Raw genomic sequence first — 24,271 nt, forward strand, 5'->3', positions numbered from 1 at the left:
ATGTAGGGCTTGAGTGCTTAAATTTACCTACCTTTCATGTGGTGACATGAAACAACATCGACAACTCACAATGACCAACGCAAGCCCAGGATTTTTGTCCAAAGAACGCATCATCGCAGGGTCCGGTTTCAATCGTTGGCTCGTGCCACCCGCCGCACTCGCCATTCATCTGTGCATCGGTATGGCGTATGGCTTTTCGGTATTCTGGCTGCCGTTATCAAAAGCGATAGGTATCAAAGAATCAATCGTTTGTGGTTCTGAAATTGGCTTCTTGCAGGAATTGACCGTCACCCATTGCGATTGGAAAATTTCTACCTTGGGCTGGATGTATACGCTGTTCTTTGTCTTTCTGGGTTCGTCGGCTGCATTATGGGGTGGCTGGCTGGAACATGTCGGCCCACGTAAAGCGGCGGTTGTCAGCACTTTTTGCTGGTGCGGTGGTATGTTATTTTCTGCAATGGGCATTTATTACCACCAGTTTTGGATGATGTTATTGGGTTCTGGCGTTATTGGCGGCATCGGTTTGGGTTTGGGTTATATTTCGCCTGTATCTACTTTAATCAAATGGTTTCCAGACCGCCGAGGCATGGCGACGGGCATGGCGATCATGGGTTTTGGCGGTGGTGCGATGATAGGCTCGCCCTTGGCAGCAGAACTGATTAAGCATTTTGCGACTGAGTCGGATGTCGGCGTTATGCCCACGCTTATTGTGATGGCATCGGTTTATTTTGTGTTTATGATGGCAGGAGCATTAGGTTATCGCGTACCTGCATCCGATTGGAAACCCGCTAATTGGCAGCCGCCAGAATCCACAAAAACCAACAAGATGATTACCCAAAGGCACGTACACGTAAAAAAAGTATTCAAGATTAAGCAATTTTGGCTGTTATGGGGCGTGTTGTGCATGAACGTGAGTGCAGGTATCGGCATCATCGGCATGTCGTCGCCCATGTTACAGGAGGTATTTGGCGGTCAACTGATCGGTGTTAATAAGCTTTATGCGGCCTTGGATAAAGACCAATTGGCAGCGATTGCTGCGGTTGCCGCCGGATTTACGGCGTTATTGAGCTTATTCAATATCGGTGGACGATTTTTCTGGGCAAGTCTTTCAGATAAATTAGGTCGCAAAACCACCTACTTGGTGTTCTTTTTGCTAGGTAGCTTGTTGTACCTCAGCATTCCTGAAAGTGCTGAAACCGGAAATATTCTGCTGTTTGTCGGCGCATTCTGCATCATCTTGAGTATGTACGGCGGCGGTTTTTCCACCGTACCGGCTTATCTGGCGGACTTGTTTGGTACGCAAATGGTCGGTGCAATTCACGGGCGTTTATTGACTGCTTGGGCAACGGCAGGAATTCTAGGGCCAGTTATCGTCAATTACATGCGCGAATACCAACTTGCTCTAGGTATCCCGCGTGAGCAGGTGTATAACCAAACCATGTTGATCCTGGCTGGAATGTTGATAATTGGTTTGCTGTGCAATCTACTGATTCGACCTGTGGCAGATAAATGGTTTATGACCGAAAGTGAATTGGCGGAAGAAAAACGGCTCGCGCATGAAACAGTGCATCTCAGCAATACAGAAAATGAAATCAGTGCCGAAAAAGCAACAGGGTTTATCTGGGTGTTATTGGCGTGGCTTGCTGTTTTGTTGCCGTTAGGATGGGGGATTTATAAGACCTTGCTTAACGTGAGCAAGTTTTTTTCAGAATGAGGAATATTGGTTCTGCTATTTTCCAGTTGTATAAATCAATCAAAAATCGCAGAATCCAGATTTTTGCTGGCATCCAAGCCTTTCAGCAGGGATTTATCTTTAACGCCGGAAAACCGTGTTCCTGCCAAATTGCTGCCCGTAAAATCGACATCGGTCAGATTGCAGCCAGATAAATCTGCACCCGATAAGTCTGCATTTGAAAAATCGGATCCTGAGAGATCGGCACTAAATAGAATGGTATTGCGTAATATGCTGTTGTTCAGATTGGCATGGCGTAGCAATGCCCGATTCAGATTGGCATTGGTTAAATTTGCACCGCTCAAATCGACATTATTTAGGCTAACCCGCATCAAGCCCATCGGTTGGTTTTTCATATCGACACCCCAATTCGCATCGCTAAGATTGGCATGACTCAGGTTGGAGCGATCCAGGTTGGCAATAAAACGGCTGTGGCTAAGATTAGCGTTGCTGAGGTTCGCGCCGATCATGCTAACCCCAAAAATGCTGGTGTTGGACAAGTTTGCGCCGGACAGGTTGATTTTGGTCATCACCGTCAAATCAAGCACCAAGCCGGATAAATTGCTTTTGCTCAAGTTTGACCTACGCAGATCAGAACCCCATAAATCAGCGTGGGTAAAGTCGAGTCCTGACAAATCCAGATCGGTTAAATCTTTGCGACGCAGGTCGGCAACCTGGTTGCTGCTAGCCCTAGCAAGAATAGCTTCAACAGAAGCACGGTTAAGATCCGCCGCACTGCTGGAAATGCACCATAATAAGGCTAAACTACTCAAAAAATAGTGAATTTTCATAACTGTATGCACCTTATGTTTTGTGATCAGATCTTTATTTCAGGGTTTTCTTATGGGTAAGCAGACGAGATGGGTTAATTTTATCCTATATGGTGAGGCTAGTTTGAGAACAATATCGGATGATCAGTTTTGTAATAGATTAGTAAAACCCTTAAGGCTGTTTTTTCTCACAATACGCATGACTAACATCATTAAACAGACTTTCTTTTTTGCTAACTGGTTTACAATGTCCACGTTGATTAATTGTTAAAATAACCCATTTCCTTCAGCCTTTCGTTAAAGTAATGTCTTATTTAATTGCAATCCTACTGGTGATTCTTTCACAATCCGCCGTTCATGCAAATGAATTTAAAGAAGTACTTCCTGTGCAGAATCATGCTTCCGAATCAATTTTGCAATTAACATCGAATGAAAAAAAATGGTTAACCGAGCATAAAACCATACGTGTTGCCTATGATGGTAGCTTACCACCTTATAGCTTTGTGAATGACCAAGGTAAAATCGACGGAATTGCCGTTGAAATAATGGCGATTTTGAGCGAACGGCTGGGCATTAATTTTACGATCTACCCCGATTCTAATTGGAGCAGTTTGTACAAAGCGGCGGCTAGACGAAAAGCGGACATGGTTGCCACGATGGTTAACCGACCTGATCGAGCCGAATGGTTCAGTTTTACTCAACCCTACCTGACTAAATCCTTAGTCATCGTGACCAAGCAAGGCAGTAACACAATCAATAATCGCAACGATCTTAGCGATAAAAAAATTGCGGTGGTCAAGGGCTATCAATATGGGGAACAAATCACTAACGAATTCCCCACTGCCAAACGCGTTAAAGTCAAAACCATGTTGGATAGCCTAACAGAAGTGGATAAGGGGCAGGTTGATGCCACTGTCATTTTTTTGGGTACGGCGAATTATCTGCAAGCCAAGCATCAACTCAATAATCTGAGAATCGCCGCATTTTATGACCGTAACAGTGCGAATGAAAGCATTGCTGTACGTAAGGATTGGCCGTTATTGGTTGGGATTTTACAGAAAGGTCTGGATTCTCTCACTGAAGATGAGGTTCAAAAAGTATTTGCCAAGTGGGTTGTCGGGGGCGGAATACCTTCAACTGAAGAAGTACCTAAACCAGCACAAGTACAAACGCAACCGGAAACACCACCCATCGAGCCTGTTGCTACACCAGTAACCAAGCCTCCTGTTGTTGAAATTGAGCAACAACCCGCGACTTTCAGTCTTCCAAAAGCGCTGGCTGAACCCACGGCAGAAACCCTGGAAATCGGCAAAATGCTGGTCATTTCCCTGCTAGTATTAGCACTTTTCTTAATATGGTTGTTCTTCATACGAAAACAAAAAATGCTGCATTTGAAAGCGAAGAATGAAATGATGAATTCGGTCAGAAATTTGCAATCGACGCATAATGATGTTATGCATTTGACGATAGCACCGCCTATCGAAATAAATCTCGAAGAGTTCAAAGATGATTTTAAATCCGAAGTGCAAGTACCAGAGCTACCAGAACAATCAAGCAACGAATACATTTACTATCAACACGATAGTGAAGGGAAGTTCAGCTATGTCAGCCCCTCTGTCACTAGCTTGCTGGGCTATTCCGAGGTCGATTTTATGGCAAATTACCGGCGTTATTTGACCGATAATCCCGTCAATCGCCACATAGATGATTATATTGATGCCTGTATACAAGGTCAGCCTAATAAACCCTATGAGATAGAAATTTATGATGCAGGGCAGGGCACACACTGGTTAGAAGTCACGGATACGCCCGTGTACGATGGGCAAGGACATTGCACTGGTGTTGAAGGTGTCATGCACGATATTACTGAGCAAAGGCTTTTTGACAAGGTGGTCGATCCGGAAACGCTCGAAACCCAAAGCCCTCCTCCTCAGTCATTACTGGAACACCTTAAACTAGCCATTAAAACAGCGAACAAAAATCATAGATCTTTTGCCCTGATTTACTTAGAAATCGCGCGACTAAGATTGCTAGATGGCAGTTCGATCAGTTTGCCTCAAGATGACATACTCAATGAGGCCAGCAAACGGTTGTACGCCACTTTGCGCGAAACCGATATTGTGGTTCAGATTGACGCTGAACGGTTTGCGCTGGTATTACCTGAAACCGATGCCAATATGATTATGCTGATTATTGAAAAAATCAGAAAAATTCTACAAGTTCCCTACCTTGTGGGGATGCGGTCTATGGTGCTTGATGCGAATTTAGGTAGTGCCGTGTACCCTGGTGAACATAATGATCCTGCGGCTTTATTCAATGAAGCGCAACAGTTGTTTACTGCTGATATACCTACAAACGAAATAGCTGTTGCTACGGAAGACCAGCTAAAAGAGGAGGAAAGCTTACAGTTACAGCAAGATCTAGTTGCAGTACTTGATGAATGCAAAGTTTCGTTACGAGCGACGAGTCCCCATAATATCAAGGTCTTGAACCGACATAGCCAATTTTCGATTTACTATCAAAGCCGTCACGACTTAAGCGATTACAATATTGCAGGCTTCGAGGCATTGATTCGATGGCAACATCCACAATTGAACCAGTTGTTACCAATTAATTTTTTATATCTGATAGAAGATATTGGCTTACTTGATGTATTGACGTATTGGATTATCCAACAAGTTAGTTTTCAAGCGGTGGCTTGGGAAAAGCAAGGGATACGCCCCAAACAAATGATTGTTAACCTAGGTGAGCTGTCAACGAAACAGGCAGTTGAGGTCAGCAAAATTATTGCCATTATCAATGAAGCAGGTGCTAACCCTGAATGGCTAGTGCTTTCGATAGCAGAAAGTGAGATCGCTAAAAATCCGGATTTGGTTATTCCAATAATTAAGCAGTTAGTAGCGGCAGGGCTGGGGGTAGCTATAGATAATTTCGGTTCTGACAGTTCTGTACTTAGCCTGTTAAAGGCCATACCTGCACAAATCATAGAGTTTGATCCGGCTTTCATCCGCGCCCTCCCTAATAATACCGAGGATGCTGAAATTGTTACTTTTAGTATTGCCATGTTGCATGATCTGGGTAAGACGGTAATTGCGAAGGAAGTCGAAACGGAACAACAACTGGAATTTCTTAAAGCAAGTGGATGTGATGTGATTCAAGGACACTTATTAAGCAGACCTATGCCAGCAAAAGAAGCAAAAGAACTCATTGAGAATTTACCCGACTTTGCGTGGTATTTACGGCAATAGTGATTGATTTTGGCGTAAATCTGCGATTTATCAGGTCATTGTAAATAACGCGGATTACCTGATTTATGTTCAATGTCTTGAAATGAAAGCCTTGTACAAAAAGCTCTTTTTCCTCCTGTTGTTCTGCATCCTCACTGCTTGCATGCCCATGATTGAGCCACCTGGCATAAACAAAAATACCGTGCATCTTAGCGATAATCTGTATAGCACTGAGGATGGCGCGAGTCTGCCGCTACGCCAGTGGCTACCCAACACAGAACTCAAGGCAGTGCTGATTGCGTTGCATGGGTTTAACGACTACAGTAATTTCTTCGATAGTCCAGGTGCTTATTTCAGTAATCAAGGCATTGCCTGTTTTGCTTATGATCAGCGCGGTTTTGGGGCAGCACCTAAACGTGGTTCATGGGCGGGAATATCGGCATATACCAATGATTTGCGTGGATTAATCCGATTAATAAAACAGCGTTACCCTCGTCAGCCACTATATTTACTAGGCGAAAGCATGGGTGGTGCTGTCATTATTGCCGCGATGGGTGAAGCTAATATGCCTGAAGTCGATGGAACCATTCTTGTTGCCCCTGCGTTGTGGGCGAGGCAAACTATGCCTTGGTATCAAACCAGCTTATTATGGGCTTTAGCCCACACCTTCCCTCGCTTAGCCTTATCTGGCGATGGTGTGAGGGTGCAAGCGTCAGACAATATCGAAATGCTCAGGGCGTTGGGTAGAGATCCTATGATAATCAAGAAAACCAGGGTAGAGACCATCTACGGACTGACTAATCTTATGGACGCAGCGTTTAAGGGCGCTCATCAGCTAAATGGTAATTCCTTGATTCTCTATGGCGAGAATGACGAGATTATTCCCAAAAAACCGACCTATGATTTTTTGCAACGCTTTCTTAGTAATAACGGAGACAGGAAAACCGTCGCATTTTATCAACAAGGCTATCACATGCTGTTGCGTGACTTACAAGCACCTATTCCCCTGAAAGATATACTGGCATGGATCAATCTGACTACTCATCAATTACCTTCTGGTGCTGACCATAGAGCAAGGGAAGTATTGAAACTATTGCCCTGAAACCCCTGCAAAGGCTATTTTTAGGTAATGGTTAAAACTTTGGCTCACCCAAGTTCGACATTTGCCGGAGTATCCAGTGCTGTCGTCTTAAAAGATAAGCAGAAGGTTTTGCGGCTCGTAACAATAATGGATTTGGCAGTGTTGCCGCTAAAAGTGCAGCCTGAGAGCGACTGATGCTACTTGCCGGAATGCCAAAATAACGCTGACTTGCTGCTTCTATACCAAATAGATGATCGCCGAATTCGGCTATGTTGAGGTAGACTTCCAGTATGCGTTCTTTACTCCACAACGCTTCGATAAGTAAGGTAAACCAGGCTTCTATACCCTTGCGTACAAAGCTTTTGGAGGGCGTTAAGAATAAATTCTTGGCGACTTGTTGGGATATAGTGCTGGCACCTCTTAATTTTCCGCCATCCACGTACACATCAATTGATGACTGGATGGAGTCCAAATCAAAGCCTGAATGCTCAGGAAAACGCTGATCTTCCGATGCCATAACGGCACTAGCGGCATTTGGCGAAATTTTATGTGCATTCACCCAGTGGTAGCGAATGGCTTTGTAAGTGCCGTTATCGATAAGATCTTCGTAATGACGATACAGCATAAAAGCTGATGTAGGTGGCGGTAACCAGCGTAGCAGCGTACACAGTCCGATAGACAACACCAAGAAAGAAATGAGTAAAGTACCTAGAAATTTTCGCAATTTAGCAAAAAATGATGAACGCCTGGATTTTTTAGGGTGTGTTTGAATGGTTATCGCCAAGCTAATTCACAAAAAAGCATGAATGTTTACTTTTTAGGTAGTTACTTGATTTGTAACAAGCAGTTCTCGGTATCTGATTGCTACGATGTTAAATTGAATAAGCTTAATAACAGCTAGCGGATGCCGCTTAGATTATCAACAGTACAGTGAAACCTGGATATTGAGACAGAAAGCGACACCGCTTAGGCTGTAATTAACGCTTTAATCGAGCTCAGTTTTTTCTACATTGCCCTTTTTATCGATCAGTACATTCCAGCCTTTACCCGCAGTTTCAAGAGCCACATCGTATTCTTCACCAGCACCGTTAGGATTAACGATTAGCACGGCTTGTTTTATTTTATAATCGTTAAAAGCGGCTTTTAATTTATCTTTGCTGTCAGAGAACATCATATCGTCGGCGGCGATAAGCAGCCCAGAAACAAAGAAATGACCATCAGGTCTGAAGTAATCGACGAATCTTTCTTCGCCTTCCTTATAAGAGATTTTCAGCAAATCTTGAGAAAAATGAATTTTTTTCTCTACTGTAAAATCCAATGCGTTGCCGTGTTTTTTATAAATTTGATCTATGATTGCAGGCGATATGCCTTCTTTCCCGATAACTTCAGCATTTACAGTAATGCTTAGAAAAATCAAACACAGACTTAATAATAACTTGTGCATTTTATGTACCTATAGTGTGGTTTTTGGTAATTCGGTAGCGCGTCGCTCTGCATTATAACCTTATAAGCCCTGTATCTGTGTCGCTAAAACAATGTAACTACCGGAAATGATAATTGTGTCGTTAGCAAAATAGTGTGGTCGAATAAGGTTACAACCTAATAAAAACAGCAAGTTTGTATTGAGTACACAAGTGCCTCATTCAGCTTAAGCCTACTATTTTCAAGGATGCTGATGATCGCAGCTACTATATAATCCCCGATAATGGATAAAAAGCAATAGTACTCCAAGCGTAGCCACTTTTGGTGGGTAGTTGGGTAATGGCTAAACAGAAATTTTAGTGAGCGTAGCGTTGACATCAGCTTTTAGCAATTGGACGGTGTACATCATTCTGTGTAGCGATAACTCGCTGTACACAGGCATAACCAACAATCTCCCCAGACGATTTAGTCAGCATTGCGGAACAAAAGGTGCAAAATATTTCCGTGGTCGGCAGCCCGTAAAAGTGGTTTATGCCGAAAATTCAGATAATCGTAGTACAGCAAGCAAACGGGAATTTGCCATTAAACAACTTAGTCATGCCGAAAAAGTGTTATTGATTCAGTCGGTCATAAACAACATCGAAAGTGTTTTGTAAGTCAAGAAACCTCCACAAAGTCAATAAGCCCTAGTTAACAACAAGCCACATTAACAATAAAGACGCTTTTCTTAGGTACTTGAAAGCAACCTCATATATAATGTTGTAGAAAATTAACAATCTGTCGCTTTATTGCATTTCAACAACATGCCGAAAAAGAAAGCTTCGCCATCATTCGAGGACACACTTGCCGAATTGGAACAATTGGTCAATCGGCTTGAACGTGGCGACATTTCTTTGGAAGATTCCTTACAGTGTTTTGAGCGCGGAGTAAACCTTACTCGTTCGTGCCAAAAAGCCCTGCAAGAGGCTGAACAAAAAGTTCAGATTTTGATCGACAAAAACGGCAGCCAAGCACTGGAGTCCTTCGCTGATGAGTAATGCGTTAAAAGAATATCTCTCGTTCTGCCAACATCGGGTTGAACAAGCGTTGGAAATAAGACTTCCTAGCGAAAACATACTGCCGCAAAAACTGCATCGTGCCATGCGATATTGCGTATTGGATGGCGGAAAGCGTATGCGCCCTATGCTGACATACTGCACCAGTAAGACGTTAGGCATGAATCCTGATGCAGTTGATGGCATCGCTTGTGCTGTTGAGTTCATCCATGTGTATTCATTAATCCACGATGACCTTCCAGCAATGGATGACGATGATCTCAGGCGAGGTAAACCGACCTGTCACATCGCGTTTGATGAAGCAACTGCCATTTTGACAGGCGATGCTTTGCAAGCAATGGCTTTTGAGATTTTGGCTCATGATGTCAGTATTTCAGCTTCTGCGGAAAATCGTCTAAAAATGATTACTACCTTAGCCAAAGCCAGCGGTTCTCAAGGGATGGTTGGTGGACAGGCAATTGATTTGGAGTCTGTTGGCACACGGTTAAATCTACCTGAACTGGAAAATATGCACATCCATAAAACGGGGGCATTGATTCGAGCAAGCGTGACGATGGCAACGCTTGCAAAAGCCGATATTAACCCGATCACAGCAACAAAATTGGATCATTACGCTAAGTGTATCGGTCTGTCTTTCCAGGTTAAAGATGACATTTTGGACGAAGAAAGTGACACCGCGACCTTGGGTAAAACTCAAGGTAAAGATAAAGAAAATGATAAACCGACTTACCCAGCCCTATTAGGTATGGTAGGAGCCAAGCAAAAAGCACAAGAGCTGCATGAAAAAGCAATCGACAGTTTAAGCGTGTTCGGTGCGGAAGCGGATTTACTGCGTGACTTATCGCTTTATATTATTCAACGTGACCATTGATTTGAGTTAATGTCGATGTCGCTTATTGAGCTTTCACCTTATTTGAGAAAATCTTATGAAACAATCACCTAAACGTAGAGAAACGGATACTGTTGTGGCCGCTGAAGTGATTGCCAAAATAAAGATCCCGACGTTAAAGACAATACCTCTGCAAGAAATGGGTACCATCATGAATGGCTCTGAAAGTTTTCCACTATTAAATGCCATCACCTATCCGTCCGACGTAAAAAAACTCAAAAAGACCAAACTAAAAGCCCTATCCAAAGAGTTACGTGAATTCCTGACGCAATCGGTAAGCGTCTCCGGCGGCCACTTTTCGGCGGGCCTTGGCACGGTCGAGCTGACCGTCGCCCTGCACTACGTGTTCGACACCCCCAACGACCAACTCGTTTGGGATGTCGGCCACCAGGCCTACCCGCACAAGATATTGACTGGGCGCAAAGACAAAATGACCACCATCCGTACCCGTGATGGTGTCTGTGCCTTTCCTAATCGTGCCGAGAGCGAATACGACGCGTTTGGCGTAGGTCACTCCAGCACCTCCATCAGTGCCGCGTTGGGTATGGCGATAGCCTCACAGATCAAGGGTGAACACAAACACAGCGTCGCCATCATCGGTGACGGCAGCATCACCGGCGGCATGGCGTTTGAGGCCATGAACCATGCTGGGGCAATAGATGCCAACCTCTTGGTCATCCTCAACGACAACGACATGTCCATCTCCCCCAACGTCGGCGCGATGAACAACTACTTAACTAAAATATTATCGAGCAGGCTGTACTCCTCCGTCCGCCAAGAAAGCAAAAAGGTATTAAGCAAAATGCCCACCGTCTGGGAACTGGCACGGCGTACCGAAGAACACATGAAAGGCATGATCGTCCCCGGCACCTTATTTGAAGAACTCGGTTTTAACTACATAGGCCCCATTGATGGCCATGATGTCGATATGCTGGTGGAAACCCTGGAAAGCCTGAAACACATTAATGGCCCACGGTTCCTGCACATCGTCACCAAAAAAGGCAAAGGCTATGCCCCCGCCGAAAACGACCCCCTGGCTTATCATGGCGTACCCGCCTTCGACCCCACTCAAGACCGCCTGCCCAAAGGCAAACCTTCGCCGCACCCGACTTATACCGAAGTATTCGGCAACTGGCTGTGCGACATGGCAGCGCAAGACGAACGGTTGCTTGGCATCACCCCCGCCATGCGCGAAGGCTCAGGGCTGGTCAAATTCTCCGAACAATACCCCAAACGCTACTTCGACGTGGCGATAGCCGAACAACACGCCGTCACCCTGGCAGCAGGCCAAGCCTGCCAAGGTGCCAAACCCGTCGTCGCCATCTACTCCACCTTCCTGCAACGCGGCTACGACCAGCTTATCCACGATGTCGCCATCCAAAACCTTGATGTCCTATTCGCCTTAGATAGGGCAGGGCTGGTCGGCCCCGACGGCCCCACCCACGCTGGCAGTTTTGATTACAGCTATCTAGCTTGCATCCCTAATATGCTAATAATGGCGCCTGCTGACGAGGACGAATGCCGGAAGATGCTCACCACCGGCTTTAACCACCCAGGTCCCGCATCCGTGCGCTACCCACGCGGCAAAGGTCCTGGCACAACCGTACAACAAGAACTCACCAACCTACCCATCGGCAAAGGCGAAATCAGGCAACAAGGCGAAAAGATCGCCATACTTGCCTGGGGCAGCATGGTAGCACCTGCACTCGAAGCCGGAACACAGCTCAACGCCACTGTCATCAACATGCGCTTTATCAAGCCATTAGATGAAGCACTTATCCTGCAACTGGCGAAAGACCACGACATTATCGTCACTATCGAAGAAAACGTCATCTCAGGCGGTGCCGGTAGCGCCGTCAACAACCTCCTGCACAAGCACAAAATACTCAAGCACACCCTCAACATCGGACTACCTGATGCCTTTATCGAACAAGGTACACGGGAGGAACTGCTAAGCCTTTGTGGGCTGGATGGACAGGGGGTTTTGAAACAAATTCAGGGGTTTATAGGTAATTCTTGATAGGTTGCTTAATTTATTAGCTACATCTGTAATTTTAACTAATGGACAGACTAAGAAGTAAGATCCGCGACATCCCTGATTTCCCAAAACCAGGGATTATCTTTAAAGACATCACCCCGCTGGTAAAAGACCCATCTGCGTTAAGGTTGTCTGTCCATCAGTTGCTACAGCCATTTTTGGGTAGGGAAATCACCGCCGTCGCTGGTATGGAAGCGCGTGGGTTTATTTTTGGGTCACTGGTTGCGTGGGAGCTTGGCTTGCCTTTTGTGCCTTTGCGGAAACCAGGAAAACTGCCTTACGATGTCCAAAGTGTCGCTTATGACCTAGAATACGGCTCGGCATCGCTAGAGGTACACATCGACGCTTTTGATGTGAATGATAGGGTATTATTGATTGACGATTTACTTGCGACAGGTGGTACGGCGAAAGCGAGTTGTGAATTGGTCGAAAAGACAGGTGCAACAGTCGAAGCTTGTGCTTTTGTCGTGGAGTTGGATTTTCTAAAGGGCAGGGATAAGCTAAGTGCTTACGAAATCCATAGTTTGATACACTTTTAGAAGCAAAGAAGTAATTTATTTTTTTACAGGATTGGTCGTTTTATTTTTTACTGCGCCTACATTTTTGATTGTATCGCCAGTTGATTTGTTTTCCACATTAGAGGTATCTGGCGGAAGAATTTGCAACTTATTTGTATTCGATGGTACGGTGGTCGGAGTGTTCTTTGGTGTGGCAATATTGGTGTTAGAAGATAAAGGTTCTTTTATTCCGCTAGCAGTGTTGGTATTTGTATTCGCCTTTTTATCAATACTTTGGTCGTCACTTAGTAACTCAGCATCAATATTATCCAAATCTGACGATGCGTCGGTTTTGCCGTCAGTAGCTAAATGGGTGCGCCATTGTAAAAACGATTCTCTTGTAAAAACGTAGGGGTCTAGCGAAGCCTCATCAATAAATTGTAACGCGCCTTCTGCATTGGCTCTGGTATTAATCAATGAGATCACCTGTATAGGTACGCCTATGTAGGTAGCAGGGTTTGCAGCCGCATCAAATACCGCGCCTGGAACACCACGGGTAGTGATCGGTCCCAACAGGGGTAATACTAAGTAGGAGCCTTGAGGAACACCCCAGACGGCAAGGGTTTGCTCTAAATCTTCGTCATTCTGCTCAAGACCAACTGTTTTCGCAATATCAAACAGTCCGCCCAAACCAAGAGTTGAATTCATTATAAAGCGTCCAGTATCGCGGCCACTTTGTTCAAACTTTGCTTGTAATACGTCGTTAAGTACAACGTTAATATTTTTCAGGTTGTTGAAAAAATTCGATACACCTGTTTCCATAAAGTCAGGCGTTATAGTTTTGTAGGCATCTGCAATAGGTTTTGCGACATAGCCATCTACACTGTCATTGAAGCCGTATACTTTCCTGTTAAAATTTTCGTAAGGGTCAGCTTTATTGGTAGCTTCTGGTGATCCAGAAGAGCTTTTAGTTGTTGCACAGCCACTAATAAGCCCCAGCATTAAGCATAATAAAAAAATTTTAGCCGAGTTGGTTTGTAAATTATTATGAACGCTGCGCATGTACAAAAAACCTTAATATTTAATCTTTTTACTGTTTGGAATAGTTATCAATTTTCTCGTTGATTTTGGCTATTAAAGCATCAAATCCTTCGCGCTGCAAAATGCTCGTGTACTCCGATCTTTTCAAAGCCAGATCACTAACACCGTTGGCGATAATATTAATAATCCGCCAGCTATTACCATTTTCTTTCAGCATATAGTCGAATTTGACCGGTTTATCATCAGGAATCGTCAAGTGGGTATGTATGACTAGCCCGCCACGTGTGGTTTCTTCCTCGTTATCGAAGGTGAAAGATTCCCCAGAGTAGTCTTTAAAATTATGGGCATAAGAAGCGATACTCAAGCGGCTAAACACATCAACGAGTTGTTGTTGCTGAGGTTCAGTCAATTTTTCCCATTCTTTACCGACCACAATGCGGGCAATTTTTGGCAAGTCGTGACTGTTGGTGACTGAGTCTTTCAGCCTGTCGTAGCGTCCTGAATAACCTAATTTTTTACCATTTTTCATGACATCTATCAGTTCTTCCTGAAATTTATCAACGATTTTCCCTGCCGTTGATTTGCTTTGCTCTGCTGCATAGGCAGGATTTATTCCCGCCATGCACAGACAAGCTAAAATGACCAGATGTAGGATTTTTTTGCCCATCGACTTAGACCTCGTGATTTCAGTGTTTACTGTGTTGGCGAAAACGGTGTTATTCAACGTGGATTGGAATGCCCGACAGGGTTGGTCGCGTTTTGGCTTGAACATATTGAGGTACGGGTTCTGGTACCATATCGCCCTCAGTTTTTGGGCCTCTAATTGCAGTCAGCAAACCTTTTAATGGGTGTTTCAACATGTCTTCAACGGCAGTTGCCTCATAACCACAATGCGCCATGCAGCTAGCACATTTTGGATTGTTACTGGTGCCATATTTTTCCCAGGCAGTCGTATCGATAAGTTCTTGAAAACTTGCAGCATAACCTTCGTCAGATAACAAATAGCAAGGTTTTTGCCAGCCGAATACGTTACGGGTAGGGTTGCCCCAAGGTGTGCAGTCGTAACTTTGATTACCCGCCAAAAAATCAAGGTATAAAGAGGAGTGGTTGAGCTTCCAGTTGCGGTTTTTACCAATCTTAAAGATGCCTCGGAATAATTCCTTAATATCAGTACCTTTAATGAAAACATCCTGCTGTGGCGCATGTTCATAGCTAAAGCCAGGCGCGATGGTTACGCCTTCTACACCCAATTCCATACAATAATCCAGGAATTCTGCCACTTCATGGTCTTTTTCGCCTTGGAACAGGGTACAGTTGACGGTGACTCTAAAGCCTTTTGCCAGTGCTAATTTAATGGCTTCGACCGCTCTATCAAATACACCATCTTGACAGACAGAGGTGTCGTGTCTTTCTTGCATTCCATCCAGGTGGATCGAGAAAGTCAAATAAGGCGATGGTGTGTAATCGTCTATCCTTTTCTTAAGGAGTAGCGCATTGGTGCATAGATAGACATATTTTTTGCGTGCTATTATGCCAGCTATAATTTGCGGCATTTCTTTGTGGATTAAAGGTTCGCCGCCTGGAATTGATACCATCGGTGCGCCGCATTCATCGACTGCTTGCATACATTCATCGAAAGACAAGCGTTTGTCGAGGATTTCATCGGGGTAGTCAATCTTACCACAACCTGCACAGGCTAGATTGCACCGAAACAAAGGTTCGAGCATGAGAACCAGAGGATATTTTTTAACACCCTTCAGTTTTTGCTTTATTAGGTAACTGGCTACAGTTAGCTGTTGACGTAAAGGAACTCCCATACATGTATCTCCAAAATGTTCAAAATTACGAAATCTTGCAATGACCGGACTTTTTGTGGCACGGAACGTTGCAGGAAAAATGTTAGCTGTCGTTCAAAAGCAACAATCTGACTAAAGCGTAAAAACTTAGTTCAAGGTGTTAGTCGTTTTGGCTGTAAAACAAACCAATCATGCAACCAAAATTACCTCAAGAAATGTTGTCGAATACACTGTTTATATGAGACTTTTTTTCAGTAAGCCATGAATCAGCAAGTCAATACATTCTTTGCCATCAGTGCATTCGCAAAGCGGTTGAAAAATGATCGCGACAGCGGTGTTTGCGATTATCAGCTATTAATGGGTTAATTATACCACACTTTAATAGCAATATTGGCAACAAAACAACATTATTTTGCAAATTACCAACAAACAAGCTACTATGAGACATTCTTGGTAAACACCTAAGCTCATAGCAGCAAGACAAAACTTCATGCGCGGAACTCAATTATCTCTGGAAAATAAGCTGTCGCTGGGAGCCATGACTGATGATGATTTTCAGATGGCGTTGCTAGAGGGCGTGTCTAGGACGTTTGCGCTGACGATTCCGCAGTTGCCGGAAAGCCTTTGCTGGGCAGTGGCTAATGCCTATTTGCTGTGTCGCATTGTCGATACGATAGAAGATGAAGTATCGCTTACGCCGGAGCAAAAAAAACATTTTTGCCACGGCTTTATTGCTGTCGTCAAAACGGGCAATGCTTCCGAAGCGTTTGCCACGGAACTTGCGCCGTTGTTGTCCAGCAACACTCTTCCGGCTGAACACGTTTTAATTCATGTCATTCCCAGAGTAATCCGCATCACGCACCAGTTTGATAAGCAACAGATAGCCGCATTATCTACCTGCGTGGAAGTGATGGCGGAAGGTATGCCTATCTTCCAGGACGATAACATGCACGGTGGCTTACCCACGTTAACTGACATGGATCGTTATTGTTACTATGTGGCGGGTTGTGTGGGTGAGATGTTGACCAAGCTGTTTTGTCATTACTCACCGCAAATTGCAAAACACCATGATGAAATGCTGACCTTAGCAGTCTCATTTGGTCAGGGCTTACAAATGACCAATATATTGAAGGATATTTGGGATGATGCCGAGCGCGGTGTGTGCTGGTTACCGCAAGATATTTTTTTAGAAACGGGTTTCGATTTAAAAAGCCTGAGTTCAAAGACTAATGACGCTAATTTCAAGAAGGGGTTGGAGCATTTAATCAGCATTGCCCATAACCATCTGCACAACGCTTTAAAATTTACCCAGTTAATTCCCAGTCATGAAACAGGCATAAGAAATTTCTGCCTGTGGGCGTTAGGTATGGCGGTATTGACCTTAAAAAAGATCAAACAGAATTTAGGGTTTACTCGCTCAGATGAAGTCAAAATCACCCGAAATAGCGTTAAATCGACGATTTTAGCGACTAAATTGATAGGTCGAAGCAACTATTTTCTCGACCTTCTGTTCAATGTAAGCAGTCAAGGCATGCACGACCCTAACTGGACTTACTCGCCAAATATTACTAAAGCACCGTTAGATATTTAGAGGATTAATAATGTTTACCGACGCAAACTCAACGACACAAGCGCAGAATACCCAAAGCACCGCTACGCCGATTGTTTTCAAAGATGACCAGCTCAATTTAGCCATAAAACGGGCGCAGGAGAAACTCTTGAGCCTTCAGGATAAAAAAGGCTATTGGGTATTCGATCTGGAAGCAGATTGCTCCATTCCGTCCGAATACATCATGATGATGCACTATTTGGGTGACATCGACGAGCCGTTGCAAGCCAAAATCGCCAATTTTTTGCGTTCCAAACAAGCTGAGGATGGCAGCTATCCGCTCTTTACCCACGGCCCAGGCGACATCAGTTGCAGCGTCAAAGTGTATTACGCCTTAAAAATGGTGGGAGATTCTATTGATACCCCCCACATGGTTCGATTAAGAACCTACATTCTAGGTCAAGGCGGTGCTGCAAAAGCCAATGTTTTCACTCGCATTGCCTTAGCCATCTTCAAACAATTGCCTTGGCGGGGTGTGCCGTTTATTCCGCCCGAAATCATGCTGTTTCCCAAATGGTTTCCGTTTCATCTGGACAAGGTTTCATACTGGTCTAGGACTGTTATGGTGCCGTTATTTGTTTTATGCACTTTAAAAGCGATTGCAAAAAATCCAAATAAGGTCGATATTTTGGAGCTTTTTGTTACCCATCCCGACTTAGAACAACATTATTTTCCTGAGCGGACTTTTTTAAATAAAGTTTTTCTAGGGTTAGATAAGTTTGGTCGATGGGCTGAACCTTTTATCCCTAAAAAAATTCATGACCATGCTATCGAAAAAGCCAAAGATTGGACTATCGAACGCTTGAATGGCGAAAATGGCTTGGGTTGTATTTTCCCTGCGATGGTTCATTCTTATGAAATGCTATTGTTATTGGGCTTTCCAAAAGATCATGAATACGTTGTAACCGCCCGTAAGGCGATAGATAAGTTACTGGTTATTAGTGAAAATGAAGCTTTTTGCCAACCTTGTGTTTCGCCAGTTTGGGACACCGCACTGACCGCACTGGCTTTGCAAGAATCCGATAAGCTGGGTAATGCAAAAAGCTTAACCAGAGCCTACGACTGGCTTAAAAGCGTACAGTTATCCGATGAACCTGGCGATTGGCGTGTTTCCAAACCGGATTTGGCAGGCGGCGGCTGGGCATTCCAATATGCTAATCCGCATTATCCTGATGTCGATGACACCGCTGTGGTTGGCTTTGCTATGGCAGACTCAAACTTGCCTGATCTCGATGAATCCATTCACAGGGCAACGCGCTGGATAGAAGGGATGCAGTCCAAAAACGGCGGTTACGGCGCATTTGATGTCGATAACACCTGTTATTATTTGAATGAAATTCCCTTTGCCGACCACGGCGCATTACTTGACCCTCCCACAGCGGATGTCAGCGCACGTTGTGCGATGCTGATGGCAAAAGCAGGAAAAGACCAAGGGCAATATCAACTCGCCTTAGAACGCACCATCAACTATTTGCGTAAAGAGCAGGAAGCGGATGGTTCATGGTTTGGCCGTTGGGGAACTAATTATATCTACGGCACATGGTCAGTATTGCTAGGCTTGGAACAAACTAGGGTGCCAAAAAATGACCCTATGTATTTGAATGCCGTTAGCTATTTAAAAGGCAAACAACGCCAAGATGGCGGCTGGGGCGAAGATAACTACAGCTTTCACGATGTCAGTTACAGCGGCAAATACCATTTCAGCACCGCTTTCCAAACGGCTTGGGCGGTTTTGGGTTTGATGGCGGCTGGCGAGGCGCGTAGCCCAGAAGTCAAAAAAGGCATTGATTTCATTTTACGCAAGCAACAAGCAGACGGCGTTTGGAATGACCCTTGTTTTACTGCCCCTGGGTTTCCTAGGGTGTTTTATTTGAAATACCACGGCTATGACAAGTTTTTCCCGCTCTGGACACTCGCCAGATACCGCAACGAACTTAAGCAGTGATTACAGGGATTGTTGTTGCCTTACCTGAAGAACTTAACACCCTCACATCAAATAGACTTGAGAAAGGGCAGGTCGGGCATCTTGCCGTAAAAATACGGGTGGTCTGTTCGGGTGCAGGCCCTGAGAATGCGCGTACTGCATCTGAATTATTGATTACACAAGGTGTAAATCAGCTTATTAGCTGGGGTTGTGCGGCAGCTTTGGATGCTTCATTTAGGCCTGGGGATTTGGTATTGGCTAATAGTTGCGTAGATGCCGGTCATGTGATGTTTGATCTCAACAACGAAGATTGGCTGGTTCATGCAAAATCCTGCCTTGCCGAATACTTGACCGTGCGTACCTACACGGGCAAGCTGGCGGAAAGCAAAAGCATTGTCGCATCTAGCCATGATAAGGCACAGCTTGCACAGGCGACTGGCGCGATAGCATTGGATATGGAAAGCGTTGCTATTGCTAGGGTGGCGCAAAGCCACGGCTTGTCGTTCCTATCCATACGGGCAATTGCCGATCCACTCACGATGGATTTGCCCAAAGCCGTCAGCCATGCACTAAACGATCAAGGTGATGTCGTGCTAGGTAAACTATTAACTTATCTATTGCGCCATCCAGCCGAATTACCGGGCTTGGTCAGGCTGGGCTTATATTTTCATGCCGCGAAAAAAACCTTAAAGCAAATTGCCAAACAGCTAGATGTTGTAACAACGCTCCCTTAAAGCACACACAAATCCAACCCAACAATAACTACGCATGACCAAGCAACACACTACATTCGTTGACACAATTCTGCACTGGTGCGAGCAACAAATCATCCGTTTTCCATGGACGTTGTTAGTGGTGTCTTTTTTGCTGTGTGGTGGTGTTTCTTACCATGTTTACAACCATCTTGGCATTAACACCAATACAGCTGAAATGCTTGACCCCAACCTACCGTTTCAGCAAAATCAGCGGCGGATTGACAAGGCTTTTCCGCAAGATGCGGCAACTTTAATATTGATCGTGGAAGCAAGATCTCCCGAAGAAACCACGTTAGCCGCCAATAAGCTGCAAGACAAACTAAGCGTACAGACAGACCACTTTGACTCGGTTTATATCCCAACTGATAATGCTTTTTTCAGGCAACAGGCCTTGCTGTATCTGGAACCAACCGACCTAGATGCGCTGGCTAAAAAACTGACCGACGCGCAACCGTTTATCGGGCATCTGGCGCAAAACTATCATCTGGATGGTTTGTTTGAAATCATCAGCCTTGCCTTAAACAAGCGTGATGAAAACCTGCCGATGGACTTGAATCCTTTGCTGGTTGCGATTGATGACAACATCAACCATCAGCTTACGGGCAAACCACAACACTTATCCTGGCAGAACTTATTGGCAGAAGACCAACTCAATACCGATGCCAATCGCACTCTGGTTATTGCCAAACCGAAACTGAATTTCAGCGAAATGCTGCCTGCGGATGTCGCACAAACTTCTGCGCGGGAAGCGGTACGCGCCATTATGACCGAAAACCCATCCGTTAAAATCCGCATCACGGGCGAAACCGCCCTGGAACATGAAGAACTGGAAAGCGTCACTAAAGGTGCTCAACTCGCAGGTATAGTCTCATTGGTTTTAGTATTTGTCGTGCAATGGATAGGTTTGCGTTCTCTGAAATTATTGAGCATTACTTACATCGTGCTGTTGATGGGCTTAATAATGACTGCCGGATTTGCTGCCATCACCGTCGGTCATTTGAACGTCATTTCTATCGCTTTTGCGACTTTATACATCGGTTTGGGAGTGGATTATGCTGTACATATCTGCCTCTATTACCGAGAGCGCAGGGTGCGCGGTTACACGAACCACCAAGCCATCCATCACAGCATGAAGGGCGTAGGTTCATCTTTGTTTTTATGCGCCTTGACCACAGCACTGGGATTTTTGTCGTTTATCCCTACGGCATACGCAGGGGTATCCGAGTTAGGTATTATTTCCGGGGGTGGCATTTTCATCGGGCTGATTATCTCAGTAACGGTATTGCCGGCCTTGTTTTGCGTGCTGCCCGTTAATAGCCCTAAGCCAATACATTCCGCGTTTGCGCCGAAGTTTCTTGTGACCTTCCCGTTTCGTTATTCAACCGCTATCCGTATTGTCTCTATCCTATTGGGGATTGGTGCTTGCGTGGTGTTGACCAAACTGTCCTTTGATTCCAATCCGGTTAATTTGCGCGATCCCAACAGCGAATCGGTATCCTCCTTTAAAGAATTGCTAAAATCCAAAAATGATTCGCCGTTTGCCTTAATAACATTGGCAAACAACCTGGATGAAGCCAAAACGATTGCTGCCAAAATGGGGCAATTACCGACGGTACACGAAACTATTACACTTGCTGATTTTGTAGCGAAAGATCAGGACGAAAAACTCACAACGATTGAAGACCTGAGCCTGATTTTGGGCAACCAGTTGGAAAACTTTGGCAAAACCTTGCCGGAAAACAGCAATCAGAAAGCGGCACTCGTCAAATTCAATGAGGAACTGAAAAAAGCCATTGCCGAAAACTCACCCAATGCACCACAAGCTACTTTACAGCAACTGCAACAACGTTTAGAAGCCTTTATCAAACAAGCTGAAAGTTCTGCCAACCCTTCGGCGAGTTATAGCCTAATTGAAAGCAACATATTGGGATTATTGCCATACACGCTTGACCGACTGAAAACCAGCCTGACCGCGACCGAATTCGGTTTTGACGATATACCGGATTACATCCGTTCACATTGGCTCAGCACAAACGGGCTTTACAAAATACTTATTACGCCCAAACAAGATCTCAACGACCCTGAAAACCAGCGTCTATTTGTCGCTGATGCCCAAAAGGTTGATAACAAAGTTTCCGGCTTGCCCGTTGCAAATATGGCCAGCGGCGATGCGGTGGTTAAAGCCTTCGTCCAGGCTTTTGGAAGTGCTTTTATTGCGATTGTTTTGGTACTGCTGGTGATTTATAGAAGTTTCAAACAGACTGCGTTAGTCATCCTGCCCTTGGTACTTGCCGCATTGCTGACTGGTGCGACGAATGTGTTGCTTAACAACCCGTTCAATTTCGCTAATATCATTGCCCTACCATTGCTGCTAGGGCTAGGGATTGATAGTAGCATCCTGATTATGCACCGACTGCATTTTAACCTGCAAGAAAACGAGAACCTACTGCAAAGCAGCACCACGCGCGGCATTATTTTCAGTTCGATAACAACTTTATGCAGTTTTTCGAGTCTTTCGTTCACTGCCCATCAAGGCATGTCTAGCATGGGCTTATTGTTGTCTATCGGCCTGTTTTTTACAGTGGTTTGTTCGCTAATTGTATTGCCTGCCTTTAGTGGGAAACGGGTTTAATTTTTATACAGACGATTTTTACTGACTCAAGTTTTGAGGTAACCAATGGCTATCAGCATCGCCGAACTTTTTACGAAATATAACCCAGACAAATTCGACCTGTACGAACACCATCTGAATAATCAAATGGTCAGGGTATTGAAGACCATCGGTTATGACCGCCATTACAAGAGTGCGGTCGGGCAATATCTTTATGACCAGGATGGTACTGAGTATTTGGATTTACTCAGCGGTTTTGGCGTTTTTGCACTCGGACGTAACCATCCTACGGTTGTCAACGCCTTGAAAGAAACCTTGTCGCTGGATTTGCCCAATCTGGTGCAACTGGATGTGTCGGTACTCAGCGGCTTGCTAGCACAAGAATTGTTGAAGACCACGCCTGATAACATCACCAAAATGTTCTTCTGTAATTCGGGTACAGAAGCTGTAGAAGCTGCCATCAAATTCGCTCGTTACACAACCAAACGCGAAAAAATCGTATTCTGCGATCACGGTTATCACGGATTGACGATGGGCGCTTTATCATTAAATGGGGAAACCATCTTTCGTGAAGGCTTCGGCCCATTGCTTCCAGGCTGTAGTTCGGTGCCATTTAATGATCTTGCCGCATTGGAACAGGCATTAAGCAATAAAGATGTCGCGGCCTTCATTGTTGAACCTATACAAGGCAAAGGCGTTAACTTACCTGATGATAATTACTTACCTGAAGTCGAACGGCTGTGTAAAAAATACGGCACGTTGCTCGTTGCCGATGAAGTGCAAACCGGATTAGGCCGTACCGGCAAATTTTGGGCTATCGACCATTGGGGCATCAAGCCGGACATGGTCTGTATGGCGAAAGCCTTATCAGGTGGATTTGTGCCAGTCGGCGCTGTCGCCATGACCCAAAAAATCATGGACACCGTTTATAACCGCATGGACAGGGCGGTGGTGCATGGTTCGACTTTTGCCAAAAACAATCTGGCAATGGCGGCGGGACTGGCAACCTTGCATGTAATGGAAGAGGAAAAACTGGTCGAAAATAGTGCTGTTATAGGAACAGACATCATCACAGCGCTGAATGCCCTATCCAGCCAATATGAGTTCCTGAAAGAAGCCAGAGGTAAAGGCATGATGATTGCGATTGAGTTCCAATCGCCCAAAAGCCTCAAATTGAAAGCCGCCTGGGCAATGTTGGAAGCCGCAAATAAAGGCTTGTTCTGCCAAATGATTACCATCCCTTTATTTAAAGAACACCACATACTGACCCAAGTAGCAGGTCATGGCATGAATGTGGTCAAGCTGCTGCCACCGTTAATGCTTAACCAAAAAGACCGTGACCACATTGTCGGTTCATTTGATAAGGTGATTGCAGAAACCCACCAAATCCCCGGCTCCATCTGGGATTTAGGTAAAAACCTCGCTGGTCATGCTTTGAAAGGGAAAAGCAAGTAACATGAAACAGTTGCTGCAAATCAATTTATTGCTCCTGACTTTAGGTTCTGTCGGTAACTTGTATGCCCATGCGGTTGTCACCGACCATTCATTAAAAATAGAACAGCCTAAAGCCAACCAGGCTAAAAAAGTGGAACTGACGTTTAACTCAAAAATCGAGCTAGGCTTATCACAGGTCTATTTGGTCAGTAAAGGCGACAAGCACATCTTATTAACTATTAGCAAAGGCGTTAAGCAAGGCAATGTTGTGGTGGACGTACCACCTTTATCTCTGGGTGAGTACGCCCTTAGGTACAAAATATTTGCAGCCGACGGTCATTTGACCGAAGACCTTATCCATTTTTCCGTAACTCCATAGGCGTAGTTTTT

General features: G+C 44.8%; 20 protein-coding genes. 14 read left to right on the top strand and 6 right to left on the bottom strand.

Translation table 11 applies throughout. The annotated features are described in order from the left end of the window. Window positions 1–46: 46 nt before the first annotated feature. Window positions 47–1,714: an OFA family MFS transporter gene (locus AC1YY3_RS03145; RefSeq protein WP_482194301.1), complete on the top strand. Its 1,668-nt coding sequence runs from the start codon at window positions 47–49 to the stop codon at window positions 1,712–1,714. A gap of 35 nt (window positions 1,715–1,749) precedes the next feature. Here AC1YY3_RS03145 and AC1YY3_RS03150 read toward each other — a convergent pair whose 3' ends face one another. Then, on the bottom strand, window positions 1,750–2,523 hold the full coding sequence (locus tag AC1YY3_RS03150) for a pentapeptide repeat-containing protein (RefSeq protein ID WP_481823005.1): 774 nt from the start codon (window positions 2,521–2,523) through the stop codon (window positions 1,750–1,752). A gap of 284 nt (window positions 2,524–2,807) precedes the next feature. Between AC1YY3_RS03150 and AC1YY3_RS03155 the strand changes: the two genes are divergently transcribed. After that, window positions 2,808–5,750 (top strand): EAL domain-containing protein, encoded by a 2,943-nt coding sequence (locus AC1YY3_RS03155; RefSeq protein ID WP_481823006.1) that lies wholly within the window; start codon window positions 2,808–2,810, stop codon window positions 5,748–5,750. Window positions 5,751–5,898: 148 nt separating this feature from the next. Next, a complete protein-coding gene (locus tag AC1YY3_RS03160; RefSeq protein ID WP_481823007.1) occupies window positions 5,899–6,831 on the top strand; it encodes an alpha/beta hydrolase in 933 nt (310 codons plus the stop codon). Between the two features lie 31 nt (window positions 6,832–6,862). On the opposite strand, the gene mtgA is transcribed toward AC1YY3_RS03160, so the two are convergent. Both mtgA and AC1YY3_RS03170 read right to left on the bottom strand, forming a co-directional pair. Then, a complete protein-coding gene (mtgA, locus tag AC1YY3_RS03165; RefSeq protein WP_481823008.1) occupies window positions 6,863–7,594 on the bottom strand; it encodes a monofunctional biosynthetic peptidoglycan transglycosylase in 732 nt (243 codons plus the stop codon). A gap of 201 nt (window positions 7,595–7,795) precedes the next feature. Next, entirely contained in the window at window positions 7,796–8,254 is a 459-nt protein-coding gene (locus AC1YY3_RS03170; protein WP_481823009.1) for a hypothetical protein, read from the bottom strand. A 337-nt stretch (window positions 8,255–8,591) separates the two neighbouring features. On the opposite strand from AC1YY3_RS03170, the gene AC1YY3_RS03175 reads away from it, so the two are divergent. From AC1YY3_RS03175 to AC1YY3_RS03195, 5 genes are all read left to right on the top strand, one after another. After that, window positions 8,592–8,888 (top strand): GIY-YIG nuclease family protein, encoded by a 297-nt coding sequence (locus AC1YY3_RS03175; RefSeq protein WP_481823010.1) that lies wholly within the window; start codon window positions 8,592–8,594, stop codon window positions 8,886–8,888. A 147-nt stretch (window positions 8,889–9,035) separates the two neighbouring features. Then, window positions 9,036–9,269 (top strand): exodeoxyribonuclease VII small subunit, encoded by a 234-nt coding sequence (gene xseB / locus AC1YY3_RS03180; RefSeq protein WP_481823011.1) that lies wholly within the window; start codon window positions 9,036–9,038, stop codon window positions 9,267–9,269. Further along, entirely contained in the window at window positions 9,262–10,158 is an 897-nt protein-coding gene (gene ispA, locus AC1YY3_RS03185; RefSeq protein ID WP_481823012.1) for a (2E,6E)-farnesyl diphosphate synthase, read from the top strand. The genes xseB and ispA overlap by 8 nt, the downstream gene beginning before the upstream one ends. Before the next feature lie 169 nt (window positions 10,159–10,327). Then, complete coding sequence (gene dxs, locus AC1YY3_RS03190) at window positions 10,328–12,196, top strand: 1-deoxy-D-xylulose-5-phosphate synthase (RefSeq protein WP_481823049.1); 1,869 nt, start codon at window positions 10,328–10,330, stop codon at window positions 12,194–12,196. A 41-nt stretch (window positions 12,197–12,237) separates the two neighbouring features. Then, entirely contained in the window at window positions 12,238–12,753 is a 516-nt protein-coding gene (locus AC1YY3_RS03195) for an adenine phosphoribosyltransferase (RefSeq protein ID WP_481823013.1), read from the top strand. Between the two features lie 15 nt (window positions 12,754–12,768). Here the strand turns inward: AC1YY3_RS03195 and AC1YY3_RS03200 are convergent, their stop codons facing one another. From AC1YY3_RS03200 to hpnH, 3 genes are all read right to left on the bottom strand, one after another. Continuing rightward, window positions 12,769–13,773 (bottom strand): MlaA family lipoprotein, encoded by a 1,005-nt coding sequence (locus AC1YY3_RS03200; RefSeq protein ID WP_482194302.1) that lies wholly within the window; start codon window positions 13,771–13,773, stop codon window positions 12,769–12,771. A 28-nt stretch (window positions 13,774–13,801) separates the two neighbouring features. Next, window positions 13,802–14,374, bottom strand: coding sequence for an ABC transporter substrate-binding protein (locus AC1YY3_RS03205; protein ID WP_481823050.1), 573 nt, complete (start codon window positions 14,372–14,374; stop codon window positions 13,802–13,804). 94 nt (window positions 14,375–14,468) lie between these two features. Further along, complete coding sequence (gene hpnH, locus AC1YY3_RS03210; RefSeq protein ID WP_481823015.1) at window positions 14,469–15,569, bottom strand: adenosyl-hopene transferase HpnH; 1,101 nt, start codon at window positions 15,567–15,569, stop codon at window positions 14,469–14,471. 469 nt (window positions 15,570–16,038) lie between these two features. Here hpnH and AC1YY3_RS03215 point away from each other — a divergent pair, with 469 nt between their 5' ends. Genes AC1YY3_RS03215 through AC1YY3_RS03240 form a run of 6 tightly spaced genes read left to right on the top strand, consistent with a single transcriptional unit; the run spans window position 16,039 to window position 24,260 of the window. After that, window positions 16,039–17,139 (top strand): phytoene/squalene synthase family protein, encoded by a 1,101-nt coding sequence (locus tag AC1YY3_RS03215; RefSeq protein WP_481823016.1) that lies wholly within the window; start codon window positions 16,039–16,041, stop codon window positions 17,137–17,139. A gap of 10 nt (window positions 17,140–17,149) precedes the next feature. Beyond that, window positions 17,150–19,102: a squalene--hopene cyclase gene (shc, locus tag AC1YY3_RS03220; RefSeq protein ID WP_481823017.1), complete on the top strand. Its 1,953-nt coding sequence runs from the start codon at window positions 17,150–17,152 to the stop codon at window positions 19,100–19,102. Further along, on the top strand, window positions 19,099–19,815 hold the full coding sequence (locus AC1YY3_RS03225; RefSeq protein ID WP_481823018.1) for a phosphorylase family protein: 717 nt from the start codon (window positions 19,099–19,101) through the stop codon (window positions 19,813–19,815). Before shc ends, AC1YY3_RS03225 begins: the two co-directional genes overlap by 4 nt. Window positions 19,816–19,849: 34 nt before the next feature. Then, window positions 19,850–22,468: an MMPL family transporter gene (locus AC1YY3_RS03230; protein WP_481823019.1), complete on the top strand. Its 2,619-nt coding sequence runs from the start codon at window positions 19,850–19,852 to the stop codon at window positions 22,466–22,468. A gap of 45 nt (window positions 22,469–22,513) precedes the next feature. After that, window positions 22,514–23,902 carry an aspartate aminotransferase family protein gene (locus AC1YY3_RS03235; protein WP_481823020.1) on the top strand — a complete coding sequence of 463 codons (1,389 nt, stop codon included), beginning with the start codon at window positions 22,514–22,516 and terminating at the stop codon, window positions 23,900–23,902. Window position 23,903: 1 nt separating this feature from the next. Further along, window positions 23,904–24,260, top strand: coding sequence for a copper resistance CopC family protein (locus AC1YY3_RS03240; protein ID WP_481823021.1), 357 nt, complete (start codon window positions 23,904–23,906; stop codon window positions 24,258–24,260). The last annotated feature ends 11 nt before the right edge of the window (window positions 24,261–24,271 follow it).

This window comes from Methyloglobulus sp. (assembly GCF_964779595.1).